Raw genomic sequence first — 24,605 nt, 5'->3', positions numbered from 1 at the left:
CTTTTTTTTAAATATAAATAATAATGGACTGCATTACAGTCCATTATTATTACACACTTCCCTCCAAGAAATTCTGCGCAAACCTCTGCAAAACCCCACCTGCTTCATAAATCCCCACTTCTTCAGCGGTATCCAATCGGCACGTCATCGGCACTTCAAGTCGTTCGCCATTTTTACGGTTAATCACCAGCGTTAAATCAGCACGCGGTGTGCGTTCGCCAATGACGTCGTAGGTTTCTGTGCCGTCTAAGCCTAAAGTCAAACGGTTTGTACCTGCTTTAAATTCAAGTGGCAATACACCCATGCCAACGAGGTTGGTGCGGTGGATGCGCTCAAATCCTTCGGCGGCGATGGCTTCGACGCCTGCGAGGCGCACGCCTTTGGCAGCCCAGTCGCGGCTGGAGCCTTGGCCGTAGTCTGCGCCTGCGATGATGATGAGCGGTTGTTTGCGTTCCATGTAGGTTTCGATGGCTTCCCACATGCGGGTGACTTTGCCTTCAGGTTCGATGCGGGCGAGTGAGCCTTGTTTGACGGTGCCGTCGGTGTTGTGTACCATTTCGTTGAATAATTTAGGGTTGGCAAAAGTTGCACGTTGAGCGGTCAAATGGTCACCACGGTGGGTGGCGTAGCTGTTGAAGTCTTCTTCAGGCACGCCCATTTTGTGCAAATATTCACCTGCGGCGCTGTTCATCATGATGGCGTTGGAGGGCGATAGGTGGTCGGTGGTGATGTTGTCGGGCAGGACGGCGAGCGGGCGCATGCCTTTGAGCGTGCGTTCGCCTGCGAGTGCGCCTTCCCAGTATGGTGGGCGGCGGATGTAGGTGCTCATTTCGCGCCAGTCGTACAGTGGGCTGATTGATTTTTCGGCTTTGCCTGCGTCAAACATGGGGATGTAAATTTTGCGGAATTGTTCGGGGTGGACGCTTTTTGCGACCAGCGCATCGATGTCTTCGTCGCTGGGCCAGATGTCTTTGAGGTAAATCGGCGTGCCGTCGGCGGTGTGGCCGAGTGCGTCGTTTTCGATGTCAAAGCGAATCGTGCCTGCAATCGCGTAGGCGACGACGAGCGGCGGTGAGGCGAGGAAGGCTTGTTTGGCGTAGGGGTGGATGCGGCCATCGAAGTTGCGGTTGCCTGAGAGTACGGCGGTGGTGTACAGATCACGATCGATGATTTCTTGCTGAATCACGGGGTCGAGTGCGCCGCTCATGCCGTTGCAGGTGGTGCAGGCAAATGCGACGATGCCGAAGCCGAGTTGTTCGAGGTCGGTGAGTACGCCTGCTTCTTTGAGGTAGATTTCTGCAACTTTTGAACCGGGTGCGAACGATGTTTTGACCCAAGGTTTGCGCGTGAGGCCGAGTTCGAGGGCTTTACGGGCGAGCAGGCCTGCGGCGACGGTGTTGCGTGGGTTGGAGGTGTTGGTGCATGAGGTGATGGCGGCGATGATGACCGCGCCGTCGGGCATTTCGCCTGCGGTTTCTGTCCATGCGCCTGCGATGCCTTTGGCTGTCAAATCGGCGGTGGCGACGCGTGCGTGAGGGTTCGATGGCCCTGCCATGTTGCGTCCCACTGTTGAGAGGTCAAAGCTCAAAGTGCGTGGGTATTGTGCGGTTTTTAATGCGTCTGCCCATAAGCCTGTGGTTTTGGCATAATTTTCAACCAATGCCACTTGTTCAGGGTCGCGGCCTGTGAGCTTGAGGTAGTCAATGGTTTGTTGGTCGATGTAGAACATGGCTGCGGTGGCGCCGTATTCGGGGGTCATGTTGCTGATGGTGGCGCGGTCGCCGATGGACAAGCTGTCTGCGCCTTCACCAAAAAATTCGACATATGCGCCGACCACGCGTTCTTTGCGCAGGTATTCAGTCAATGCGAGCACGATGTCGGTGGCGGTGATGCCTGCTTGACGTTTGCCTGTGAGTTCAACACCGACAATGTCGGGTAAACGCATCATCGATGCGCGACCGAGCATGACGGTTTCTGCTTCCAAACCACCCACGCCAATCGCAATCACGCCGAGCGCGTCGACGTGTGGCGTGTGGCTGTCGGTGCCGACGCAGGTGTCTGGGAAGGCGACGCCATTGCGGTTTTGAATCACGGGCGACATTTTTTCAAGGTTGATTTGGTGCATAATGCCGTTGCCCGCTGGAATCACGTTGACGTTTTCAAATGCGGTTGCGCACCAGTTGATGAAGTGAAAGCGGTCTTCGTTGCGACGGTCTTCAATCGCGCGGTTTTTGGTAAAGGCATCGGGGTCGAAACCACCGCATTCAACGGACAATGAGTGATCGACGATGAGTTGTGTTTGCACCACGGGGTTGACTTTGGCAGGGTCGCCGCCTTGTTCCGCAATCGCGTCGCGCAAACCAGCCAAATCGACCAATGCCGTTTGACCCAAAATGTCGTGACACACCACACGCGCTGGATACCAAGGGAAATCGAGCTCTTGTTTGCGACCGATGAGTTGTTCTAACCATGCGTTGAGCGTGGCGTCGTCGGTTGAGTTGTCAGCGGCTTTGCGCACCAACTGTTCGGCGAGGACGCGCGAAGTGTAGGGCAGTTGTTCGTATGCGCCCGCTTGGAGGGCATTGACGGCTTCACGGGTGTCGAAGTAGTCGATGTTGGTGTTTGGGAGGGGTTTGCGGTGGTTTGTCATGGTGTGCTCTTGCTCAGTTCCCTTAAAGAGGGTGGGTGTTTTTTTACCGACAGATTCTAGAGTGGTCATTCCCGCGCAGGCGGGAATTCAGTGGGGCGCGAAGTGCGCCCTTAATTCAATATGATAAGTGTCGTCACAAATGTCACATAGGCTGCGCATTTGGCTGGATTCCCGCCTGCGCGGGAATGACGGTTCAACCTCGTTCAGACATTGGCACAAATGCCAAATCTTCTGGGCCCGTGTAGTTTGCACTTGGGCGGATGATTTTGTTGTCAATCCGTTGTTCAATGATGTGTGCGCTCCAGCCTGCGGTGCGGGCAATCACGAACAGCGGTGTGAACATGGCGGTCGGTACGCCCATTTGATTGTACGAGACGGCTGAGAACCAATCCAAGTTCGGGAACATTTTTTTCACGTCCCACATCACCGATTCCAAGCGTTCTGCGATGTCGTACATGCGTTTGTCGCCAGATTCAACGGACAATTCGTGCGCCACTTTTTTGATCACTTCGTTGCGCGGGTCAGAAATGGTGTACACGGGGTGACCAAAGCCAATCACAACTTCTTTGGCCTCAACACGACGACGGATGTCGGCTTCAGCATCGTCAGGTGAGTTGTAACGTTGTTGGATTTCAAATGCGACTTCGTTTGCACCACCGTGTTTGGGACCGCGCAGCGCGCCAATGGCGCCTGTAATCGCTGAATGGATGTCTGAGCCTGTGCCCGCAATCACGCGTGATGTAAAGGTTGAGGCGTTGAATTCGTGTTCTGCGTACAAAATCAATGACACGTGCATGGCTTTCACCCATGATTCAGGTGCAGGTTGACCATGCAATAAATGCAGGAAGTGGCCGCCGATTGAGTCGTCGTCGGTTTCAACACTGATGCGCTTGCCATTGTGAGAAAAGTGATACCAGTACAGCAACATTGAGCCCAATGAGGCCAATAACTTATCTGCGATGTCGCGTGCGCCCGCTTGGTTGTGGTCGTCTTTTTCTGGCAATACATTGCCCAGCACCGATGTGCCTGTGCGCAACACATCCATTGGGTGCGCTGAAGGTGGCAGTTGCTCTAACACCGCTGCCAATGCCGCTGGCAAGCCGCGCAATGATTTTAAACGTGTCTTGTATGCTGCCAATTGAGCCGTGTTTGGCAATGTGCCATGCACCAATAAATGAGCGACTTCTTCAAATTCACACTGGGTCGCCAAGTCCAAAATATCGTAACCACGATAGTGCAAATCGTTGCCTGAGCGGCCAACGCTACACAATGCTGTGTTGCCCGCAGTAACGCCAGATAAAGCAACTGATTTTTTGGCTTTGGGTGCGGCTGGTGCAGCAGCAGGTGCAGTGGTGTCTTGGGTAGTCATTGTATCTCCATGTCAAAAAGTGGACAATTTAAGGGAACACGAAAAAAGCCAAAATGGCTTGTTCGTGTTTGAACATCGCGCTATTATTTGCGCAAGAACATGTCTAATTTATCTTCAAATGCTTGATAGCCAATCGATGCGTACAGCTCCATGCGAGTTTGCATGGTCGGTACAGCCGCCGCTTGCGTGCCGTCTTGGCGCAATGTGGTGTACACATTCAAAGCCGCTTTGTTCGCAGCGCGGAATGCAGATAACGGATACAAGGTCATTGATACGCCAATCGCTTCCAGTTCTTTGGTGGTGAACAAAGGCGTTTGACCAAACTCAGTCAAGTTGGCCAAAATCGGCGTGTTTGGCAATGCTTTAACAAATGCCGTGTACATGTCCAAAGTAATCGCCGCTTCAGGGAAAATCGCATCTGCACCCGCTTCAACATAAGCCACCGCACGTGCAATCGCCGCTTCGAGGCCTTCTGTGGCAATCGCGTCCGTCCGTGCCATGATCAAAAAATCCTCATCTGTACGCGCATCAACGGCGGCCAATACACGGTCAATCATTTCATCGGTCGGTACGATGGCTTTGTTCGGACGGTGACCGCAACGTTTCGCGCCCACTTGATCTTCAATGTGCATGCCCGCTGCGCCTGCTTTAATCAAACTTTTGGTGGTGCGAGCCACATTGAATGCCGATGGGCCAAAACCCGTGTCGGCATCAACCAATAAAGGCAAATCGCATACATCCGTGATGCGGCGAACATCAATCAGGACGTCTTCCAGACCCGAAATGCCCAAGTCAGGCACGCCGAGTGAACCCGCAGCGACACCGCCGCCAGACAGGTAGATGGCTTTATAGCCTGCTTGCTGCGCGAGCAGGGCGTGATTGGCGTTGATGGTGCCGACAATTTGCAAGGGCTTTTCAGCAGCAAGAGCGGCGCGGAGGCGTTGACCAGCAGTCAGTATTTTCATGTCTTATCTCTTATATAAGTTAGATGAGTTGATGGATGTGATTTTACGATAAATTCCTTACAATAAAATGACGTTTTTGTGTTCTTATTCATTAGATTGGGCTGCTGGGGAATGGTTTAGAGTGATCCCTGAAATTGAACATGGTAGGTAACGCAATGAACTTTATTGCTTTTTATATCCAAATTTGTAATATGATTGGCATTCAAAAGTTCATGTACACCACTGAATTTTAAAATATCCTGGTTGTCATGTTTGATTGGTTTCGTAGTTTGACCGGTTTTGTGTAAAAGGGGGGGCAATGCCAAAAATATTGAAAAAGATTCGATGTGCCTTTATGTCTGGATTGCTTTTGATTGGTGGATTTGCTCAAGCGTGTTCTGATTTGCCAAATATTTGTGCGGAACACGAACGCATCACTCAAGAGAACAATGATTACTATGCAACCCCAATTTACGCGGATGACAATTCGGGTGATGATAACGCGCATTACGATCATTATTCCAATCGCTCAATGCGAGTAAATGATCCAATGCAGAGCAAAATGTCAATGGCTATTCGTACCGCTGTGGATGCGATAAAATCAGCTTCTGAGAAATCAAGGAACGCTGAGCGGGCAAAAAAAGATCCACAATTCAAGGCTTATTATTATGGCGCATGGGATTTTTTTCAGGATAAGAAAAATGCCCCCGCTGGCGAGTATTGTGCGGCTTTTTATTGGAAAAGAGATGGTTTTGTTAAATTGTCAGGGCCTGCTGGTGATTACAAAGGTGCTTTAATGACTTTTTATGGGCAAGACATTCCTAGACCCAGCAGCGTGCAAAAAGTAAGGGTAACGCTGAATCAGTCGAATGATAAACCTCAAACGGTGCAGGTGTTTAATTATGCGATGTCAGGCTATGACTATGGCGCGATCACCATGGCGGTACCGACGATTGAGGCGCTGTTGGAAGGCATGGAGGACGCTCAAAGCTTTGAGTTGGTTATGGATGGCAAATCTATTGCCAAGGTCGATTGGGAGGGTGGTTTGGCAGCGAGAGACAAATTACGTCAATGTGTTCGCTCTTGAGTTGCAGCCGATAGCTTGTTCGTTTTAACCATTTTTATTTGATTGTTCAGCTGGTCAGTGAACTGCTTTTTCTGTTGAATCTAAGCCCCTTGCGAACGCGAAGGGGATTTTTTTTGGCGTAGAATGCGTTATTGGCATTCAATGTAGAAATCACTCGGAATTAATTTATGGCAACTAAGCCCAAAACACAGTATGTATGTAATGAATGCGGCGGCGTCGCTGGCAAATGGGCAGGTCAATGCCCTCATTGCCAAACGTGGAACTCGTTGGTTGAAACGGTTGAGCAAAAGGCCACACAAAATCGTTTTGCATCGCTCGCGCCCAGTGCCCCTGTGCAGTCATTGGCGCAGATTGATGCGGCGGATGTGCCGCGCTTTTCCAGTGAGGTGTCTGAATTTGACCGCGTGTTGGGCGGAGGTTTGGTACCCGGCGCGGTGATTTTGATTGGTGGAGACCCTGGCATTGGTAAGTCGACGTTGTTGTTGCAATCGCTTGCAGCGCTGTCTAAAAATCGAAATGTCTTGTATGTCAGTGGCGAGGAGTCTGGCGCACAAATTGCTTTGCGCGCGCAGCGGCTGGGCGTGTCTGATGCCCGCATGCAATTTCAAGCGGAAATCGGCTTGGAGGCTATCATGAACACATTGCAAACTTTAAAACCCGATGTGGCGGTGATTGACTCGATTCAAACCATTTATTCGGGTGAGTTGACGGCTGCGCCAGGCTCAGTCTCGCAGGTGCGTGAATGTGCGGCGCAGTTGACTCGCGTGGCAAAAGCCACAGGCGTGACCTTGATCATGGTCGGGCATGTGACCAAAGAAGGCAGTCTTGCTGGGCCGCGCGTGTTGGAGCACATTGTCGATACGGTGTTGTATTTTGAGGGTGATACGCAATCGTCATTTCGCTTGATTCGTGCATTTAAAAATCGTTTTGGCGCGGTCAATGAATTGGGTGTGTTCGCCATGACCGAAAAAGGTTTGAAAGGCGTGACCAATCCGTCGGCGATTTTTTTGTCGCAGCACAACTCAGGTGTGGCGGGCTCGTGCGTGATGGTGACGCAAGAGGGCACGCGACCGCTGCTGGTTGAAATTCAAGCCTTGGTGGATGAATCGCATGCACCCGCGCCGCGCCGCTTGTCGGTGGGGTTGGAACAAAATCGCCTTGCCATGTTATTGGCTGTGCTGCACCGTCATGCGGGTGTGGCATGCTTTGATCAAGACGTGTTCATCAATGCAGTTGGCGGTGTAAAAATTACCGAGCCTGCGGCTGATCTGGCGGTGTTGTTGTCGATTGTTTCTTCCATGCGCAATAAGCCTTTGCCAGCAGGTTTGGTGGTGTTTGGTGAGATCGGTTTGGCGGGTGAAATTCGCCCTGCACCACGCGGGCAAGAACGTTTGAAAGAGGCGGCGAAATTGGGATTCACCCATGCCCTAATTCCAAAATCCAATGCGCCAAAACAGAAAATCGATGGTCTGAAAGTGATTGCGGTTGAGCGAATCGATGAAGCGATTGATAAGTTGCGGGCGATGGATTGAGGTTTGCATCGTTGCTGCCCCGAGTGTCAAAATACAACAATGATTCAATGTCGACACGGGGCAATCAACTCAATGAATGGGTATGGGAGGCTGACACTGTGGCTTTTGGCTAAATGGCTGATTCCCTAGAGACCCTTTTTGATATAAATTTCATATCTCTTGATGGTCAAGTGGTTGAGGTGGGTGCGCTTGCGCAGTTGTTTACAGTGTTTTTTTCGAGAATGCTGTTAACAACGCATTACACATTAGATTTATGACCCCTTCGTTTTAAAAAATGCGAGCCAGTAAACGGGCCACTTATGGTCATTCATTATGTTGTTTATAACATAAGCCACTAGAACCAAAGCAATAGTACCAGACAGCACAGGAAAGAGTAAAAAATCCCAGTCATAATGAACCTTGTTTGCAGTAAGTAGGATAACAAGTGGGTTGGCACCAGCAGGTGGGTGAACACAGCGAAATGCCTGCATAGAACAAATTGCAACACCAACAGCTAAAGAAATCGTAATAATAGACACGGGAAATAATTTTAGGGCAATAATTCCAACTAGAGCAGAAATAAAGTGACCCAAAATTACGTTACGTGGCTGTGCCAAAGGGGATTGGGCGACTGTGAAAAGAATTACGCATGTGGCGCCAAAAGGAGCCATGATGAAGGGGCTGTCCACATAGTTTGTTAAAATCTCAAGGATTAATATGCCCAAAGCTCCGCCAAAAAATCCTCTTGCTAGCTCTTTAATGCTAAAGCGAGACGGAAGTTTTTCCGCATTACCGAATATAAATTTCATAAATCTTTTCCTCCGAAAGTGACCGTTATAATAATGTACAATTCTTTACATATTTTACTCGAAGAAAAGGGCTTTGTGTGAAAAACGTACAGATCTGTTCATTTTTTATGTGGTTCGAGATTTTCCGCGTGATTGTGGCTTTAAATTAGTATCGGGTTTTGGTGTGTGCAGCAACATTTACATAAAAAGCTGCAACTGCCACAAGGGGAATTCTGATCGATGTCTATTCATACGTTCAAGCGCATGTAGGGACATCAAATAGCTGATGGACGCATCGCAATCCCACCATATATCGTTGATGGCAAAAATTACATCAGGTGTTGATGTGAATATATTTTGCAGGCTAAAAGTCTAATTTTGCTGTTTTATGGTTTGAAATAATGAGTTTTACTCTTTCAAGGGGGAGCAGCTATTTGCAAGCCAAATGTTTTTAACCAAGTTGGGTTGATTTCAATTTGAGGCAACTGGTTTTCAAATGATTGGTTTAGCCTGTTATAACGTAAGAATATTCAGCTAAAAATGCTGTTTGTTTTGATTGGGAATCTCATGAAAAAAGCAGAAAAAATAATACAAACCGCTGAGAAGTTGTTTTATAAACATGGGTTTAACGGAATTGGGGTGGATGTTATTCGTGATGAATCTGGTTGTTCAAAGACAACCATGTACAAAGCATTTACCAATAAGGAAAATCTGATTAAAGAGGTTCTAAAATACAGAGACAATCAATTCAGAGAATCCTTAATTAATTATGTTGGAGAGGATAAAGGAGTTGAGGCTGTTACTAAAATATTAAAGTGGCATCATAATTGGTTTAACCAACCTCAGTTTAACGGTTGTCTTTTTGTGCGATCCTTGGCTGAACTTCGTGCGCCTCACAAAGATGCAAGTGCTATTGCCATCGAACATAAAGAGTGGGTACGACATTTCATTTATGAGAAAGTTCAGGGGGCATCGAAGGCTCACGATCTTGCAGATCAACTGTTTATCATTATTGAGGGGCAAATCAATATACATTTGATTTATAAAGACAATTCATTGCTTCGTGATAACCTCATGGGGCAGGGAGTACGCATGATAGAAATTCTTATGCAAGAATGGTAATCGTACGTGAAGCGAAGGTGTTGTTGATGCTGAGGGTTGATCCATTCGTGAACAACTTGCGCTATTAAAACAAACCAATTTAATCATGGTTAAAGTCGTATTTTATCTAGTGCTAACTCAAGCCGTGGTGAGTCACTTTTTAGATGCAAAGCTAAGTCGTGCTGGCCGCGAGTGACAGAATAAATAGGGTCTGAGTATGGGGCAGAGGATAATGAAGCACAATTTGTTAATTGTAGGGGCGGCGTCGTTTTTCAAACCCATAGGCCACAAAAATAGACTGTTTATTAAAATTAAAGTGAATATGGTTGTTAAAAAGGTTGTGTAAAAAAAGCCCAGCGCAAGGCGCTGGGCAAATTCTCTTTTATTCCTAAAAGAGAAGAGGGTTCAGTGAAAAAACCAGATTTTATATGCAAAGCAATGGCCATGCCAATCCGTGTTTTTTAATTGTCGCTATTGTAACGCGACAAACTTAAATCTGTGTGCTCAATTTCAGCTTCTTTTTGGCTGATCAAGTCCGCAATCAATTTGCCAGAGCCGCACGCCATGGTCCAACCGAGTGTGCCGTGACCTGCATTTAACCACAGATTCTGGATTGCTGTACCGCCGATGATAGGCGTAGAATCTGGGGTTACAGGGCGCAAGCCTGTCCAGAATGTCGCCAATTTGGTGTCGCCTGCATCTGGGTACAAATCATTCACAACCATTTCCAATGTTTCTCGACGAGAGTTGAGCAGGTCTTTGTTGTAACCGCGCAACTCTGCCATGCCGCCGACTCGGATTCGGTCATCAAAACGGGTGATCGCAATTTTATAGGTTTCATCAAGAATGGTTGAGGTGGGCGCACGCTCCGCATTTTTAATGGGGACGGTAATAGAGTAGCCTTTGATTGGGTAAATGGGGATGTCCAACCGACCTTTAAGCAATTGGGGGGTGTAAGCCCCTAAAGTGCATAGAATCGCATTTGCATTGTGGGTGACATTGCCACAGCGCACACCTGTTGCGACATTGCCTTGGATCACCAGTTCGTCAATGGTCGTGTTGTATAAGAAAGTCACACCCTGCGCAACACACATTTCAGCCAGGCGGGTGGTGAACATTTGGCAATCGCCTGTTTCATCATTGGGCAAGCGCAAGCCACCGACCAGAGGTACGCGGCTGTTTGCCAATGCGGGTTCGGCGTTTAACAACTCTTTGCCATTGAGCAGCTCGTAGGGGACACCAAGTGTTTTTAATACTTGAATGTCTTTGTCTGCGGCTTCCATTTGAGCCGATGAACGGAAAACTTGGGTGGTGCCTTTTTGTCGACCTTCATAAAAAATACCAGTGTCCGCTCGCAACTTGATCAGGCATTCGCGAGAGTATTCAGCCAAACGAACCATGCGCAATTTATTACGCTGATAACGTGCTTCATCGCAATTTTTTAACATTGCCATCATCCACTTGATTTGATCAAGTGTCCAATCTGGACGAATGGTCAGGGGTGAGTTTTTGGCAAACATCCATTTCATTGCTTTGGTTGGGATGCCAGGCGCCGCCCATGGTGAAGCGTAACCTGGAGAAATTTGCCCTGCGTTGCCAAAGCTGGTGTCCAGCGCTGCCGCTTCGTGACGTTCAATCACGGTCACTTCATGCCCCGCTTGAGAAAGATAGTATGCGCTGGTGACGCCAATAACACCACTGCCTAATATAACGATTTTCATGAAAGCCCACTAAAAATGAAAGGATGGAGAATGTTCGCACAAAAAACGACAGTGTGCACGATAATTTTTGCTATCATATTCAAAAATTGCTAGAATTACTTACTGAAATTTTATTTTAATTTGATAATGATTGGGGTTTTATGCGAGTCGAGAAAAAAACCAGCAAAACTTTGGACAAGATTGACCGAAGAATTTTAAGTATTTTACAAAATGATGGTCGGATTGTCATGACTGATTTGGCTGAACAAGTTGGTTTGTCGCTGACCCCATGCATTGAACGCGTGCGTCGCATGGAGCGTGAAGGCATCATTATGGGCTATCACGCGCGCTTGAATCCAAAAGAACTGGGTGCAAGTTTGCTTGTGTTTGTTGAGATCAGCTTAAAAGACATGGCCAATGGCAAGTTTGAAGAGTTTCGTCGTGCCGTGCTTGAAGTGGATCAAGTGCAAGAGTGCCACCTTGTTTCGGGTGATTTTGATTATTTGATTAAAGCGCGCATTCGTGAAATGAGCGAATATCGCTCGTTGTTGGATGTTTTGTTGCGCTTGCCTGGTGTGGTCAACTCAAAAAGCTATGTGGTGATGGAAGAAATCAAAGAAACCTTGGCCTTGTCTTTGAATCAAACCAGCGTATCTCCAATGATGCAGGCATAATTCATTTCATCGTAATTCGCGGTGTTCAGGCCTTATGCGTAAGAAAGTTGCAAAGCTTCCGTTTTTTGCCGTATAATGCTGAGTTTACAAGTTTCGTGGTGCGCATGGTGTGCGCTTTTGAAAAACGTTGTTTATATATTCGTTAAAGATTAAAGGATTTATCATGGTAGTGATTCGTATGGCTCGCGGCGGTTCTAAAAAGCGTCCTTTTTACAACATCGTAGCAGCTGATTCACGCAACCGTCGTGATGGCCGTTACATCGAACGCGTTGGTTTTTACAACCCTTTAGCAGCCGAAGGCGTTGAAGGTTTGCGCATCGCCGCTGATCGTTTGACTTACTGGCAAAGTGTTGGCGCACAATTGTCGCCAGCTGTTGCGCGTTTGGTTAAAGACGCTAAGCCAGCAGCTTAAGCATTTAAATCATGGTCGCGTTTAAACCCAAGGCTGCATCCGTGCAGCATCATGATGTTCAAGCGCAACCGACAGATTTGGTCATCGTCGCACGCATTGGTGTGGCTTATGGCGTTAAGGGATGGGTTAAACTCCATCCCTTTTCCAATTCACCTGATGCTTTGCACGATGCAAAAAAATGGTGGATCACGCCTTATTTGGGTGCTCAATCGGACGTGGCTGATGTCAATGCATTGGCTTGGCAGGCAGTGTCACCTGTGACTTTTAAGCAACATGCAGATGCTTATGTTGCTCAATGCAGGGAATGGAATGATCGCAGCGATGCGGAAAAGCACAAAGGTTGGCAGGTCGCCATCTCGCGTGCGGATTTTCCTCATACGGCGGATGATGAGTTTTACTGGGTTGATTTGGTTGGGGCGCAGGTCATTAATCAAGATGCGGTTGTGTTGGGTGAGATTGAAAGTTTACTTGAAAATACCGCTCAAACCGTGATGCAGATTGGTGTGCCGACCAATAAAGATGCGCCTGAATACCTCATTCCTTTTGTGTCTGCGTTTGTTGGTGAGGTTGATTTAAAGTCCTCACCCAAAACGGTGCAGGTGGTTTGGGATGTTGATGCCACAGCATGATCTGTTGATGTTGCTTTGTATTAATAATTACATTATTAGTTACATTTAATGACCGCTTTGATGCGGTTGTTTTTTATTTGACCTCCCATTTTTTAATGAATGGCATTAAATGATTGCCCTTGATATCATCACTTTATTTCCTGAAATGTTCACAGCCCTAACAGAGCAGGGGGTGGTCAGTCGTGCATTTAAGCAGGGTATGGTGGATGTGAAGTTCTGGAATCCACGGGAGTTTGCACTCAATGCATACAAAACAGTGGATGATCGACCTTATGGGGGTGGGCCTGGGATGGTGATGATGGGGCCACCTTTGGCGGCCGCAATTCGTGCTGCCCGTACCCGTCAAGAGGCATTGGGAAAAGAGCCTCACGTGATTTACTTGTCACCCCAAGGGGGGGCGTTGACTCAAAATTGGATTGCACAGTGTTTGGATCGTGTGCAGACAACCGATGCTGATCGTGCAATGCGTGGTTTAATTGTGTTGTGCGGGCGCTACGAAGCGGTGGATGAGCGTTTGTTCACTTTGGGTCTGATTGATGAAGAGTTGAGTGTCGGGGATGTTGTGGTGTCTGGCGGTGAATTACCAGCCATGCTCATGCTGGATGCCCTGTTGCGCTGTGTGGGTGGTGTTTTGAATGATGATTTATCGGCTCAACAAGATTCATTCAGTCCGTCTGTGGATGGGTTGTTGGATTGTTCACATTACACACGACCTGAATTATTTGAAGATTTGGCTGTCCCAAGCGTGCTTTTATCAGGGGATCATGCTAAAATAGCCGTCTTTCGTCGTCAGCAAAGTTTGTTCAATACGATGCGTAAGCGTTTTGATTTAATTGAGCGTGCACGGGTGCTGGGTAAATTGAGTAAGGCAGACGAGAAGTTTTTAGAAATGCATTCAAAACCTGAGTGAGTTTTTGAAAATAGGGGTGAGCAGATGGACTGCTCACATGAATTGGTTTTTTGATGCGGCATCCGCTGCGTTAGGAATCATCCATCCTCTGGTCATCCACAATAAAAACCGATGACAAACGATGGTATTTGGAGTTTAAAATGAATTTGATTCAAATTTTAGAGCAAGAAGAAATCGCTCGTTTGGGTAAAACCATTCCACCGTTCGCTCCTGGCGATACAGTGATTGTTAGCGTGAACGTGGTTGAGGGTGCGCGTAAGCGTGTACAGGCTTATGAAGGCGTGGTCATTGCAAAACGCAACCGTGGCTTGAACTCATCATTCATCGTTCGTAAAATTTCTTCTGGTGTGGGCGTAGAGCGTACATTCCAATTGTATTCTCCAATCATCGCTGGCATCGAAGTCAAACGCCGTGGTGATGTTCGCCGTGCGAAATTGTACTACTTGCGTAGCCGTTCAGGTAAATCTGCACGTATTAAAGAAAAATTGCCTGCACGTAAAGTTAAAGTTGCTGCAGTTGCCGCAGAATAATTCACTGGTTGAATTGTGCTGGCATAAAAAAACGCTGACTTTGGTTGGCGTTTTTTGTTTTTGATTGTGTTCAACCACCATAAGGTGGGTGTGTTTTACTTTACCTTGTGATTCATCGCAAAAGAGGCTGTGTTATGCGCTTACCCGTATTTAATCCCCGTGAGATTCCAAGCGCTTCATTCAGTGAAAATTCGGATTTACCCGCATTGTCTGATCGGCAGATCACCCGTGAGGATCTGATGCGTGCATTGGCTCATCCCAGTCAAGGTGTGGCTGAGCATTTATTGCGTCGAGACACCCTTTTGACTGAAACAGAATTACGTCCCGCTGCGGTATTGATCCTTTTGTTGGAGTCGGAGCAGGGGTTTGATGTGGTTTTGACGGTGCGCGCGGCTCATCTTCGCCACCATGCCGGCCAAGTGAGTTTCGTCGGTGGACAAGTGGAAGTGGGTGAAACCATGGAACGAGCGGCTTTGCGTGAGGCATATGAAGAGATTGGTGTGCAGCCCGATGACATTGAAGTGCTCGGTGAATTGCCTGTATATCACACGATCACGGGTTTTGCGGTGACGCCAGTCGTGGCCTGCATGTCTGAGCAGGCTTGGCATGAGCAAAACTTAGACATTGCTGTTGACGAGGTCGATCATGTGTTTACCGTTCCATTGAGCCATGTGTTGGATGTTGCGAACACACGTGTGCATTATTACACTTGGGAGGAACGCACCCGTCAATATTATAGCGTGACCTTTGGTGATTATTTTATCTGGGGGGCAAGCATGGCCATGCTGCGCAACCTTGATGTTTTGCTGCGTTATGCAAATGCATAATTTATCCACATGTGCTTCGCACGCCTCGCATGCTTTACGCTACAATACCGTCTCATAAGGCTTGGCTAAGCCTGTCACCTCTGCATGTCATGTGAACGGGTTTGGTTTTAAGCATCCGTTTAAATATGATTGGCACAAAGGACATCACCATGAGCTTAATCGCGATTCTCGGCGCATTGCTACTTGAACAAATTTTCCCTCTCAGCAGTTACACCCGACTGCGTTTAAGTTTAAGAAATGCGATCGAATTCATTGAAAATGCGTTGACCAGCGACAGTGCGAAACCGTGGCAAATTTTTTGGTTCATCACGGGGGGCGGTGCATTGCTGGCGGGATTGTTGGGCTTGATTTTTCAAGTCATTTACCCTATTGTTGGCTTGATTTTCACATTGATGGTGCTTTATTTGACTTTGGGGATTCGTCAGTTCAGTCATTTTTTCACTAAAATTCGCATGGCTTTAAATGCCAATCAAGGTGGCGAAGCGCGGGCTGCGCTGTCCGAGTGGTTGCATGAGGAGGCTGAAATCACCGGTTATCGTGGTTCTGTGGTGCCTGAAAAATTGTCGGACACTGAAGTGATTCGCCAATCTTTGGAGCTGGCCTTGCTGTCGAGCTTACGGTATGTGTTTGCGGGATTGTTTTGGTTTTTGTTATTTGCTTTGATTGGCTTGGGCCCGGCAGGTGTGGTGTTTTATCGTTTGGCTGATCTTGTGTCGCGTCGTTGGATTTTGCGTGCCGATGGCAAGCGTGACAATTACACGGTATATGCGCGTAAGATGATGCATTGGATTGAATTCTTGCCCGCACGATGCGCGGCACTGATTTATGCCATTGTGGGTAATTTTGAAGACGCGATTCATTGCTGGCGCACTCAAGCGAAGAAATTACGTGGCTTGGGTGAAACCGATGCTTCTGCGGTGATTTTGACTTCTGGTGCGGGTGCGCTGAACATCACTTTGCGTGATGGTGTGATGGTTAAAAACCAAATGCCCATGGATGAGCATGAGCAAGCCTTGTATGGTGAGGTGAATGCAGATGCAGAGGTCACTGAAGATGCGCAAACGGTGGCAGGGCAAATCGGTGTGGGCAATGTGCCTGATACCCGCACTTTACAAAGTGCGATTGGTGTGTTTTGGCGTTCGATGTTGTTTGTGTTGGCCTTGCTGTTGATGTTGACGTTGAGCAAATTGCTGGGTTAAATCTCACCAATGCTTTTGCACTTTCTGGCTTGAGGCCTTTGGTCATAATAAAAAAAGCAAACCTTTGGGTTTGCTTTTTTTATTGGGCATCGACAATATAGGCTAGACGCATCACATCCAAGTGTTGTTACGCTGTTGTTTGCTTTTGCTGTTGTGTTGCTTAGAGGCAGATGCAACATCATTTGTTGAGCTGTAACAGCAGATCTTGAGCAATTTTCGCATTGTCCGTATTGGGGAATTTGGCCAGCACGTCGTTCAGTGTCTTTTGGGCGGCAGGTTTTTGACCACTTTCAATCAAGGTGTTGGCCAAATTGAGCAGGGTGTCGCTGGTGCGTTCAAAATCAGGGTATTTTTTCAATACGTTTTGCAGCAATGCTGTTGCGGTTTTGTAATCTCGGTTGGCATAAGCTGCGGTGCCTTGGTAAAACTGAATAAATGGCATGTACACTGTTTTGGGATAACGCCCACTCAAAGCGACCATGGCACTTTGAGCCGCAGGGTAAGTGCCATCATTGAACAACTTCAATGCGGCATCATAACGCTGCTGTTCATCGGGTTGAACGATGCCTTGAATGCCTGCAACAGTGACTGTCTGTGGTTCAAACTTGCGCACGCGCTCATCGATGCTGACATAGCCATCGGTTTGTGCCCGTTTGAGTTCTGTCAAATCGTTGAGCAGGGTTTCATTTTGACCGCGTAACTTGGCGACTTCTTGGCGAAGCAATTCAATTTGGTTGCGTTGGTCTTGCTGTGCTTCAATGCTGGCATCCAAGCGTTGGCGCACTTCGAGAATGGCTTTGCGTGCTTCGTCATCACTGAATAAACCCGCATGTGCGGGATGGCTAATGAAAAAAAGCGATGCCACCAAACCTGCCAGTGTGTGGGTACGGGTGGTTTTTTGCATGTGTTGTCCTGTTTGTGTTGTCCTGTTTAATCTCAATACACGATGTCTGCACGACGGTTTTCAGCCCAAGCCGCATCATTGCTGCCCAATGCTTTGGGCTTTTCTTTACCGAGGCTCACGGCTTCGATTTGCTGATCGGTCACACCTTGTAACTTGAGGGCTTGGCGTACGGCTTCAGAGCGTTTTTGCCCCAAAGCCAAATTGTATTCGGTTGTGCCACGTTCGTCCGTGTTGCCTTGGATGATGACGTGTTGGCGGCGATCTTGCAAAAATTTAGCGTGGCTGTTGATCACAGGCTGACCGTCGGCGCGGACAATGTAGCTGTCCAAATCAAAATAAACACTGCGTGCTGCGGGTGCGGGCACGCCATTGGCGTCGATGCCATTGGTGACATCAACGGTTTTAACCGTGTCGCTGTTGTTGCCATTGAGGGGCACTTTGGTGGCGCATGCACTCAACAAGGTCAAACCGACGAGGGCGAGTGGCAATTGAATGCGTTTTAATGGAATGTGTTTGAAAGTGAACATGGTGGTTTTTCCTGTTTAATTGAGTGACAACATGTGAATTGAATCATTTGTCATACGTGAAAAATATCATTTTTGATTTAAGAAAGGCCCCCAAGCGGGCGCGCTGACTTGACCGCTGGGTAAGGATAGAATTTGCTGCATGCGACCGTCGATCGAGCTGGCCGCCAACACTTTTCGACCATTTGAACGGGTGCTGTACAGCACGACTTCGCCATTGGCTGCAAAGTTGGGTGATTCATCGTATGAGGTGTTGGATAGGTTTTGAATGTCACCATTGCTCAAATCCATCAAGTGGGTTTGGTAGCCATTGGCCTTTGAAATGAAAGCCATTTTTTTGCCATCGGGCGAAATGCGTGGGCTGGTATTGAAGTTGCCTTTGAACGTCACGCGTTTGGCGGCATCTGTGCTTTCGCCGCTTGCAGACATGCGGTAAATTTGTGGTTCACCGCCTCGGTCGCTGGTGAAATAAATCTGTTGGCCGTCGGGCGTGTATTGCGGCTCGGTGTCAATGGTGCTGCCTTGGCTGTTGGTCAGTCGCTTCAAGCTGCCGCCTGTGGCCGCGACTTGGTATATCTGCGTGTTGCCATCGCGTGACAAGGCCAAGGCCAAGGTTTGACCATCGGGCGACCAAGCAGGCGCGCTGTTGTTGCCTTTGTAATCAGAAATCACCGTGCGTTGACCTGTGGGCAGGTCATGGATGTAGACCACAGGTTTTTTGTTTTCAAATGACACGTAAGCGACTTTTGAGCCGCTGGGCGACCATGAGGGTGAAATGATCGGTTCATTGCTGACCAGCGCGGCGACGGCATTGTCACCATCGGAGTCAGAAATCAACAGTTTGTATTTGCCATTCACCCGATCCACATACGACAGCCGTGTGTTAAACGCACCGCGCTGACCGAGCAATTTTTCATAAATGTAATCGGCCATTTTGTGGCCTGCATTGCGCAAACCACTCGCTGGCACGGTGAGTGAATAATCACCTAAAGGGCCTTTTGATGTTTCATACAGTTTTAAGCTGACTTGATAGCCGCCCGACATGGGGGTGACATTGCCCGCCACCACGCCGATCACGGATTGTGATTGCCATTGTTTCAAATTGACCGCATCGCCCATGCCCAGCGTTAAGCCGCCCACATTGGCACTTGAAAATTTACCACTGCGCGCCAAATCGGCACGAATGACGTCGGTCACATTCACAGGTGCGCTGCCTTCCCCTGCGAAATGGGCGGTGGCGATGGCGGGTAATGATGCGGCATCCGCCGTAGTGATTTCCACGGTCATTTGAGCGAAGGCTAGCTGGGTAAAAAGCACTGCTAAACTCAAACTTAAAGTGCGAAGAAATGCTGAGTGTTTGATTTTCATGAGACCGTTCTTTCACTGTAAGGACGTTTTATTATAAACGTGAATAATGTACTTTCGGTTTTTCCGATATGAGATGTTGATAAACGGGCGTCGATTTTAATAAGTCAACGTTTAAATACAATGTTGGTGCCGACCAAAGCTGCTGGATGTACAGGTGTTGGAAATCCTGTGACTTTAATCTTTGCAACTAAAATACTGTCCCATTCTGCATTGCCGCTGGAACGAGTTACGCTTGCGCTGCTGACGACTCCCCCTGATGTTACGCGTACAAGAACAGAGGCACTAAAACCTTTTTTTGGTAAAGTGGATTCGATTCGACTTCGTACGCGTGCTCCATAAGAAGCTTGAGACTCACCAGTCTCCGTACTTTGTCCATTTGAGGCTGTATTGCTGCCCTTCATACGTTCTAATGCGGCGGCGCGTGCAGCGGAATTAACTGCTGGTTCTATTGATTTGGTGGTGCTTGGTTTAAGTTCAGTTTTAGGAGCAGTTTTAGCTTTCTCAGGTATGACGGGAGTTACAGGTGCAGCCGATGGTGTTTTTTCAATGGTTTTCTTGGGCGTTGTGGGTGTGCTGATGTCAGCAGGTTCGGGTTTGTCTTGAATCGGTTCTACGGCAATCGGAGTTGCTTTGTGTGCTGTTTCGGTTTGAGCTTTGGGCTGGGTATTGGACTGAGTGGCAGGGTTGATGGGTGAATCAATTGCGGGTGAGGCGGTGATTGCCGCTGAGGCCGCTGTGGCGTTGTTGGCCGCTGCCAATCCAGCGCCATCCCAAATTTCAACTTCAACGGGCTGTTGTGTTTGCAAAGTCATGCCGAAATACAACACGCCAAGCAGCGCAAGGTGTACGAGCACGGTCAGTACCGCAGGTACAACTTGAGATTGTTCCTGTGCTTGATTGCTTTTAAATGAATGTAGGGCGGTGTCTGTCATGTGAATTACGGTTTGGTAGGGCTTGTTTTGCTGAGCAACAGGCCGACACGGGGAATGTTGGCTTGTTTAAGTGCATCGGTGATGGCCATGACATCGCCATAGGGCACGTCTTTATCAGCGGCGATGACCACGGCCTGATTGGACTCGGCGTTGCGTGTGTTCAACCATTGAATCAACGCGGCTGGGTTGGCGTGGGTCAGCGTTTCAGCCCCTGCTTGCGTGGTCAATTGCCCCTTTGTGTCGAGTTGCACGACGATTGGCGGCGCTTCGGGTTGGCTCACTGAGCCGACCGATGGCAATTTCAATACGCCTGTTTGAATCATTGGCGCAGTGACCATGAAAATCACCAACAACACCAACATCACATCAATGTAGGGTACGACGTTCATTTCAGCGCGGGTGCGACGCGAACGGCGGCGCAAAGGCGTTAAACTCATGCTGCACCTCGTGCTTGTAATGTGTTTGAAAAATCGTCAATGAAGCTTTCATAGCGCAACGATAAACGATCGACTTCAGCGACATAACGGTTGTATGCAAGTACAGCAGGGATGGCCGCGAATAAGCCCAAAGCGGTGGCGATCAAGGCTTCGGCAATACCCGGGGCAACGCTGGCCAATGTGGATTGCTGAGTGGTGGACAGGCCAATGAATGCATTCATGATGCCCCAAACCGTGCCGAGTAAACCGATGTAAGGTGAGACGGAGCCAATTGAAGCCAGGAAAGGTAAATGTGCTTCAAGCTGATCGATTTCTCGTTGATAGGCGGCTTTCATGGCGCGTTGGGCGTATTCTAATTTTTCAGGAGCGGGTTTGTTTTGTGCGCTGATGTCGGCGAAACTTTGCATGCCTGCGGAAAAAATACGTTCCATGCCACCGATGGTGTGGCGATTGGCGAGCGTGCCTTGGTGCAGGTTACTTAATGATGTGGTTTTGTAAAATTCAGTTTCAAAGGTTTCTGTTTGTTGGCGGGCTTGTTTCAACAGCATGTATTTGCGAAAAATATAAAACCATGACATCAGGGAGATGATGAGTAACAGTAACATCAAACCTTGAACAAACAGGCTGGCATTGCTGACGAGAGAGGATAATGCGGAAAAATTGGTCATGTTGGGTCAAAATAAGAGAAGAAGAAAATGCGGAACAGGTTCGTTTTAAGCCGCTTGAAGATTGGGCAGGTCAACCTGTTTTTTGCCCAAGCTTTTGATTCGGTTTTGGTTTGTGTCGGTGCTCCTTGGCAGAAAAGTCTAGCCTAAAGTTCGGAAAAGGCAGGTTATTGATTTTTCCATTTTTTGTAGGCAAATTATAACGCAGACCTTGTGTAGGAATTGCGGTGAGATGGCTTTTGTTTAATTCCACCGTTTAAATCAAGTACAACAGACTGTTATTAAAATCATGTCAAAATTATGAAGGAAAGCATTATTTCTTACCAAGGGCTGAATAATTCTTGTTTTTATGGTAATTTACGAAGTAAAATCCGCTAGAGCGAAAAATATAACCAAGTCGTCATTAAGGCGTAAACTCAGCACCTTATTTCTAAACCATAAAAGGAGACAATATGTCTATTAATGCCACTACGGGGGTCAAAGAACCGCTGTATAAAAGCTTGTATTTTCAAGTGATTGTTGCAATTGTCGTTGGTGTTCTGGTGGGGCATCTTTCACCCTATACGGGTGAGCAGATGAAGCCACTGGGAGATGGTTTCATCAAACTGATTAAAATGATGATTGCCCCAATTATTTTCTGCACCGTCGTTGTGGGTATTGCGGGCATGGAAGACATGAAAAAAGTGGGCAAAACAGGTGGCTATGCTTTGCTGTACTTTGAAATTATGAGCACGGTCGCATTGATCGTGGGTTTGGTGATTGTGAATGTGGTTCAGCCTGGTGCGGGTATGAATGCTGATCCAGCGGCATTGGCGTTGGATGCCAAAAAAATGGAAACGGTCAGCGGTTATGCGAAAACAGGTTTGGGTTCGACAACAGATTTCTTTTTGAACATCATTCCAACCACGATTGTGGATGCTTTTGCCAAAGGCGAAATGTTGCAAGTTTTATTGTTTGCCGTTTTGTTTGGTTTTGCATTGCACCGTTTTGGTGGTCGTGGCACATTGGTGTTTGATTTCATTGAAAAATTCTCACACGTCTTGTTCTGTATCATTGGTTACATCATGAAGCTTGCGCCCATCGGTGCTTTTGGTGCAATGGCTTTCACGATTGGTAAATTTGGCATCAAATCGTTGTTTTCATTGGCTGCTTTGATGGGCACATTTTATGCCACTTGCTTGTTCTTTATCTTTGTGGTTTTGGGCTTGGTGGCGAAATTCCATGGTTTTTCAATTTTTAAATTCATCCGCTACATTAAAGAAGAGCTGTTGATTGTATTGGGCACATCATCGTCTGAATCTGTGTTGCCGCGCATGATGGCGAAAATGGAAAATCTGGGCGCAAAAAAATCAACTGTCGGTTTGGTGATTCCAACGGGTTACTCATTCAATTTGGATGGTACAGCGATTTATTTGACCATGGCTGCGGTGTTCATTGCGCAAGCAACCAATACACCCATGAGCTTGGGTCAACAATTGACCATGTTGGCGGTGTTGCTGGTGACTTCAAAAGGTGCAGCGGGCGTCACAGGCAGTGGTTTTATTGTGTTGGCCTCAACTTTGGCGGCTGTGGGCAATGTGCCTGTGGCAGGTTTGGCTTTGATTTTGGGCATTGACCGTTTCATGTCAGAAGCACGTGCTTTGACCAATTTGATTGGCAACGGCGTGGCGACCGTGGTGGTGTCAAAATGGGTTGGTGATTTGGATGAAAAGCGCATGAACCGTCAATTGAACAATGAAACGGATTTGGATGCAGATGAGCCAGAAGCTGCCATCGATAACATTACTTATAAAATGGATAAATGATTTTAACTGAGTCAATCACCATGTTTATGCCTAAAGCGCCAACTTTTTAGTTGGCGTTTTTTTATGCCTACCCCTGTGTCTTATATGAAATGTCAGATGCAGATGGCCAGAAAGAGAGGATCGGTCGATTTCAAGTTGAGTATTTTTTATTGGGTGTTTTGAATGATGTCATTTGCGGTAAAACGATTGGTAAAAATATATTATTTTAGGAGTGAGAGATGAGAAGCACATCAAGAAATGATGAAACGGGTATCACCGCCCATCGCATTGTGATTGTCGGTGGGGGTGCAGGTGGCCTAGAGTTGGCCACACGCTTGGGGGATCAGTTGGGGAAAAAAGGTAAAGCCCAAATCACCTTGATTGACAAAACCAGAACCCATGTGTGGAAGCCCAAATTGCATGAAATTGCGGCGGGCAGCATGGACATGAATGCGCATGAAGTGCACTTTTTGGCGCAATCCCATTGGCACCATTTTCGCTATCGGATGGGCGAGATGACGGGTTTGGATCGGGAAAAAAAAGAGGTTCATGTTGCGCCTCATTTGGACGAAGATGGCACTCAGGTGACGGGTCAACGGGTCTTTCAATACGACACTTTGATCATGGCCATCGGCAGTCAGAGCAATGATTTTGGTACGCCTGGGGTGGCAGAGCATGCACTCAAATTGGAGTCCACTGACGATGCGACGCGCTTTCATCGGAAGATGGTCAATGCCTGTATTCGTGCGCATTCACAACCGGGTCAATTGCGACCTGAGCAGCTGCAAGTGGCGATCATTGGGGCGGGAGCGACAGGTGTTGAATTGGCGGCGGAGTTGCATCGCACCACACGCGAGGTGGTGTCTTATGGCTTGGATCGGATTGATCCCGACAAGGATTTGAGCATTCATGTGATTGAAGCGGCTGATCGGGTGTTGCCTGCATTGCCACCGCGTTTGTCACATGCGACGGAGTCCTATCTTGCGAAACAAGGGGTCAAGGTGCATACGGGAGCTAAAGTCGCGCGGGTGGCTGAGGATGGCGTACATTTGGCCGATGGCAGCTTTATACCTGCTGAGTTAACGGTGTGGGCGGCGGGTGTGAAAGCCCCTGATTTTTTGAAGAACATTGCGGGTTTGGAAACCAATCGCATCAACCAGTTGGTCGTGAAGCAAACTTTACAAACCACATTGGATGACGATATTTTTGCGATTGGAGATTGTGCCGCATGCCCGTGGCCTGAAAAAAATGGCACTGTGCCTCCTCGTGCACAGGCGGCGAATCAACAAGCAACGCATATGCTCGCACAAATGCGACGTCGTTTAAAAGGAGAGCCTTTGAAGGATTATCAGTACAAAGATTTTGGTTCTTTGGTGTCTTTGGGTGAGTACAGCACGGTGGGCAGTATGATGGGCGGATTGGTGGGCGGTAGCTTGATGGTGGAGGGAGCGTTTGCCAAGTTGATGTACGTGTCTTTGTATAAAAAACATGAATTGGCTTTGCATGGGGCGACAAAGGTGACTTTGGATACCGTTGCACGCATGATTGTGCGGCGCACTGAACCTCATGTGAAATTGCATTGATTACACTGATTGCAATGAAGTTGCATGACCATAAAAAATCGTGGGGATGCCCACGATTTTTTATGGTTTTTAATTGA

The 24,605-nt window shown here is 47.8% G+C and carries 23 protein-coding genes; 12 read left to right on the top strand and 11 right to left on the bottom strand.

Annotated features, from left to right (window positions below):
• Positions 1–49: 49 nt before the first annotated feature.
• The 3 genes from acnD to prpB form a co-directional block, all read right to left on the bottom strand.
• A complete protein-coding gene (gene acnD, locus DTO96_RS09810) occupies positions 50–2,650 on the bottom strand; it encodes a Fe/S-dependent 2-methylisocitrate dehydratase AcnD (protein ID WP_114563328.1) in 2,601 nt (866 codons plus the stop codon).
• Between the two features lie 193 nt (positions 2,651–2,843).
• Positions 2,844–4,019, bottom strand: a complete 1,176-nt coding sequence (prpC, locus tag DTO96_RS09805; RefSeq protein WP_114563327.1) for a bifunctional 2-methylcitrate synthase/citrate synthase — start codon at positions 4,017–4,019, stop codon at positions 2,844–2,846.
• Positions 4,020–4,102: 83 nt separating this feature from the next.
• Positions 4,103–4,984 carry a methylisocitrate lyase gene (gene prpB, locus DTO96_RS09800; RefSeq protein ID WP_114563326.1) on the bottom strand — a complete coding sequence of 294 codons (882 nt, stop codon included), beginning with the start codon at positions 4,982–4,984 and terminating at the stop codon, positions 4,103–4,105.
• A gap of 298 nt (positions 4,985–5,282) precedes the next feature.
• Here prpB and DTO96_RS09795 point away from each other — a divergent pair, with 298 nt between their 5' ends.
• Entirely contained in the window at positions 5,283–6,050 is a 768-nt protein-coding gene (locus DTO96_RS09795; protein ID WP_114563325.1) for a hypothetical protein, read from the top strand.
• 167 nt (positions 6,051–6,217) lie between these two features.
• Entirely contained in the window at positions 6,218–7,582 is a 1,365-nt protein-coding gene (gene radA, locus DTO96_RS09790) for a DNA repair protein RadA (protein WP_114563324.1), read from the top strand.
• Positions 7,583–7,833: 251 nt separating this feature from the next.
• Here the strand turns inward: radA and DTO96_RS09785 are convergent, their stop codons facing one another.
• Complete coding sequence (locus DTO96_RS09785) at positions 7,834–8,370, bottom strand: HPP family protein (RefSeq protein WP_114563323.1); 537 nt, start codon at positions 8,368–8,370, stop codon at positions 7,834–7,836.
• A 546-nt stretch (positions 8,371–8,916) separates the two neighbouring features.
• Here DTO96_RS09785 and DTO96_RS09780 point away from each other — a divergent pair.
• Positions 8,917–9,471, top strand: coding sequence for a TetR/AcrR family transcriptional regulator (locus DTO96_RS09780; protein ID WP_157964398.1), 555 nt, complete (start codon positions 8,917–8,919; stop codon positions 9,469–9,471).
• Positions 9,472–9,911: 440 nt separating this feature from the next.
• Here DTO96_RS09780 and DTO96_RS09775 read toward each other — a convergent pair whose 3' ends face one another.
• Positions 9,912–11,171, bottom strand: coding sequence for a D-amino acid dehydrogenase (locus DTO96_RS09775; RefSeq protein ID WP_114563321.1), 1,260 nt, complete (start codon positions 11,169–11,171; stop codon positions 9,912–9,914).
• A gap of 140 nt (positions 11,172–11,311) precedes the next feature.
• Here DTO96_RS09775 and DTO96_RS09770 point away from each other — a divergent pair, with 140 nt between their 5' ends.
• From DTO96_RS09770 to ampE, 7 genes are all read left to right on the top strand, one after another.
• Positions 11,312–11,824 carry an Lrp/AsnC ligand binding domain-containing protein gene (locus tag DTO96_RS09770; RefSeq protein WP_114563320.1) on the top strand — a complete coding sequence of 171 codons (513 nt, stop codon included), beginning with the start codon at positions 11,312–11,314 and terminating at the stop codon, positions 11,822–11,824.
• A gap of 163 nt (positions 11,825–11,987) precedes the next feature.
• Complete coding sequence (gene rpsP, locus DTO96_RS09765; protein ID WP_114563319.1) at positions 11,988–12,236, top strand: 30S ribosomal protein S16; 249 nt, start codon at positions 11,988–11,990, stop codon at positions 12,234–12,236.
• Positions 12,237–12,247: 11 nt separating this feature from the next.
• A complete protein-coding gene (gene rimM / locus DTO96_RS09760) occupies positions 12,248–12,865 on the top strand; it encodes a ribosome maturation factor RimM (protein WP_114563318.1) in 618 nt (205 codons plus the stop codon).
• Between the two features lie 109 nt (positions 12,866–12,974).
• Entirely contained in the window at positions 12,975–13,775 is an 801-nt protein-coding gene (gene trmD, locus DTO96_RS09755) for a tRNA (guanosine(37)-N1)-methyltransferase TrmD (protein ID WP_373277784.1), read from the top strand.
• 140 nt (positions 13,776–13,915) lie between these two features.
• Positions 13,916–14,305: a 50S ribosomal protein L19 gene (gene rplS, locus DTO96_RS09750; protein WP_114563317.1), complete on the top strand. Its 390-nt coding sequence runs from the start codon at positions 13,916–13,918 to the stop codon at positions 14,303–14,305.
• 134 nt (positions 14,306–14,439) lie between these two features.
• Positions 14,440–15,132 carry an NUDIX hydrolase gene (locus DTO96_RS09745; RefSeq protein ID WP_114563316.1) on the top strand — a complete coding sequence of 231 codons (693 nt, stop codon included), beginning with the start codon at positions 14,440–14,442 and terminating at the stop codon, positions 15,130–15,132.
• 149 nt (positions 15,133–15,281) lie between these two features.
• A complete protein-coding gene (gene ampE / locus DTO96_RS09740) occupies positions 15,282–16,331 on the top strand; it encodes a regulatory signaling modulator protein AmpE (protein WP_157964397.1) in 1,050 nt (349 codons plus the stop codon).
• Between the two features lie 178 nt (positions 16,332–16,509).
• On the opposite strand, the gene DTO96_RS09735 is transcribed toward ampE, so the two are convergent.
• The 6 genes from DTO96_RS09735 to tolQ all read right to left on the bottom strand — a co-directional run bounded on the left by DTO96_RS09735 (position 16,510) and on the right by tolQ (position 21,164).
• A complete protein-coding gene (locus DTO96_RS09735) occupies positions 16,510–17,235 on the bottom strand; it encodes a YbgF trimerization domain-containing protein (protein ID WP_114563314.1) in 726 nt (241 codons plus the stop codon).
• Positions 17,236–17,267: 32 nt separating this feature from the next.
• On the bottom strand, positions 17,268–17,762 hold the full coding sequence (gene pal / locus DTO96_RS09730; RefSeq protein ID WP_114563313.1) for a peptidoglycan-associated lipoprotein Pal: 495 nt from the start codon (positions 17,760–17,762) through the stop codon (positions 17,268–17,270).
• 66 nt (positions 17,763–17,828) lie between these two features.
• Positions 17,829–19,127 carry a Tol-Pal system beta propeller repeat protein TolB gene (tolB, locus tag DTO96_RS09725; RefSeq protein ID WP_114563312.1) on the bottom strand — a complete coding sequence of 433 codons (1,299 nt, stop codon included), beginning with the start codon at positions 19,125–19,127 and terminating at the stop codon, positions 17,829–17,831.
• 104 nt (positions 19,128–19,231) lie between these two features.
• The gene (locus DTO96_RS09720) at positions 19,232–20,059 is read right to left on the bottom strand and encodes a TonB C-terminal domain-containing protein (RefSeq protein ID WP_114563311.1); all 828 of its coding nucleotides are present in this window, start codon (positions 20,057–20,059) and stop codon (positions 19,232–19,234) included.
• 5 nt (positions 20,060–20,064) lie between these two features.
• Complete coding sequence (locus DTO96_RS09715) at positions 20,065–20,496, bottom strand: ExbD/TolR family protein (protein WP_114563310.1); 432 nt, start codon at positions 20,494–20,496, stop codon at positions 20,065–20,067.
• Positions 20,493–21,164 carry a protein TolQ gene (gene tolQ / locus DTO96_RS09710; protein ID WP_114563309.1) on the bottom strand — a complete coding sequence of 224 codons (672 nt, stop codon included), beginning with the start codon at positions 21,162–21,164 and terminating at the stop codon, positions 20,493–20,495. Before tolQ ends, DTO96_RS09715 begins: the two co-directional genes overlap by 4 nt.
• A 449-nt stretch (positions 21,165–21,613) precedes the next feature.
• Here tolQ and DTO96_RS09705 point away from each other — a divergent pair, with 449 nt between their 5' ends.
• Both DTO96_RS09705 and DTO96_RS09700 read left to right on the top strand, forming a co-directional pair.
• Positions 21,614–22,966 (top strand): dicarboxylate/amino acid:cation symporter, encoded by a 1,353-nt coding sequence (locus tag DTO96_RS09705; protein ID WP_114563308.1) that lies wholly within the window; start codon positions 21,614–21,616, stop codon positions 22,964–22,966.
• Positions 22,967–23,184: 218 nt separating this feature from the next.
• A complete protein-coding gene (locus DTO96_RS09700) occupies positions 23,185–24,528 on the top strand; it encodes an NAD(P)/FAD-dependent oxidoreductase (protein ID WP_114563307.1) in 1,344 nt (447 codons plus the stop codon).
• Positions 24,529–24,605 lie beyond the last annotated feature (77 nt).

Origin of the sequence: Ephemeroptericola cinctiostellae (genome assembly GCF_003339525.1) — a bacterium.
Taxonomy (GTDB): Bacteria; Pseudomonadota; Gammaproteobacteria; order Burkholderiales; family Burkholderiaceae; genus Hydromonas; species Hydromonas cinctiostellae.
This window is presented reverse-complemented; position numbering and strand designations above follow the sequence as displayed.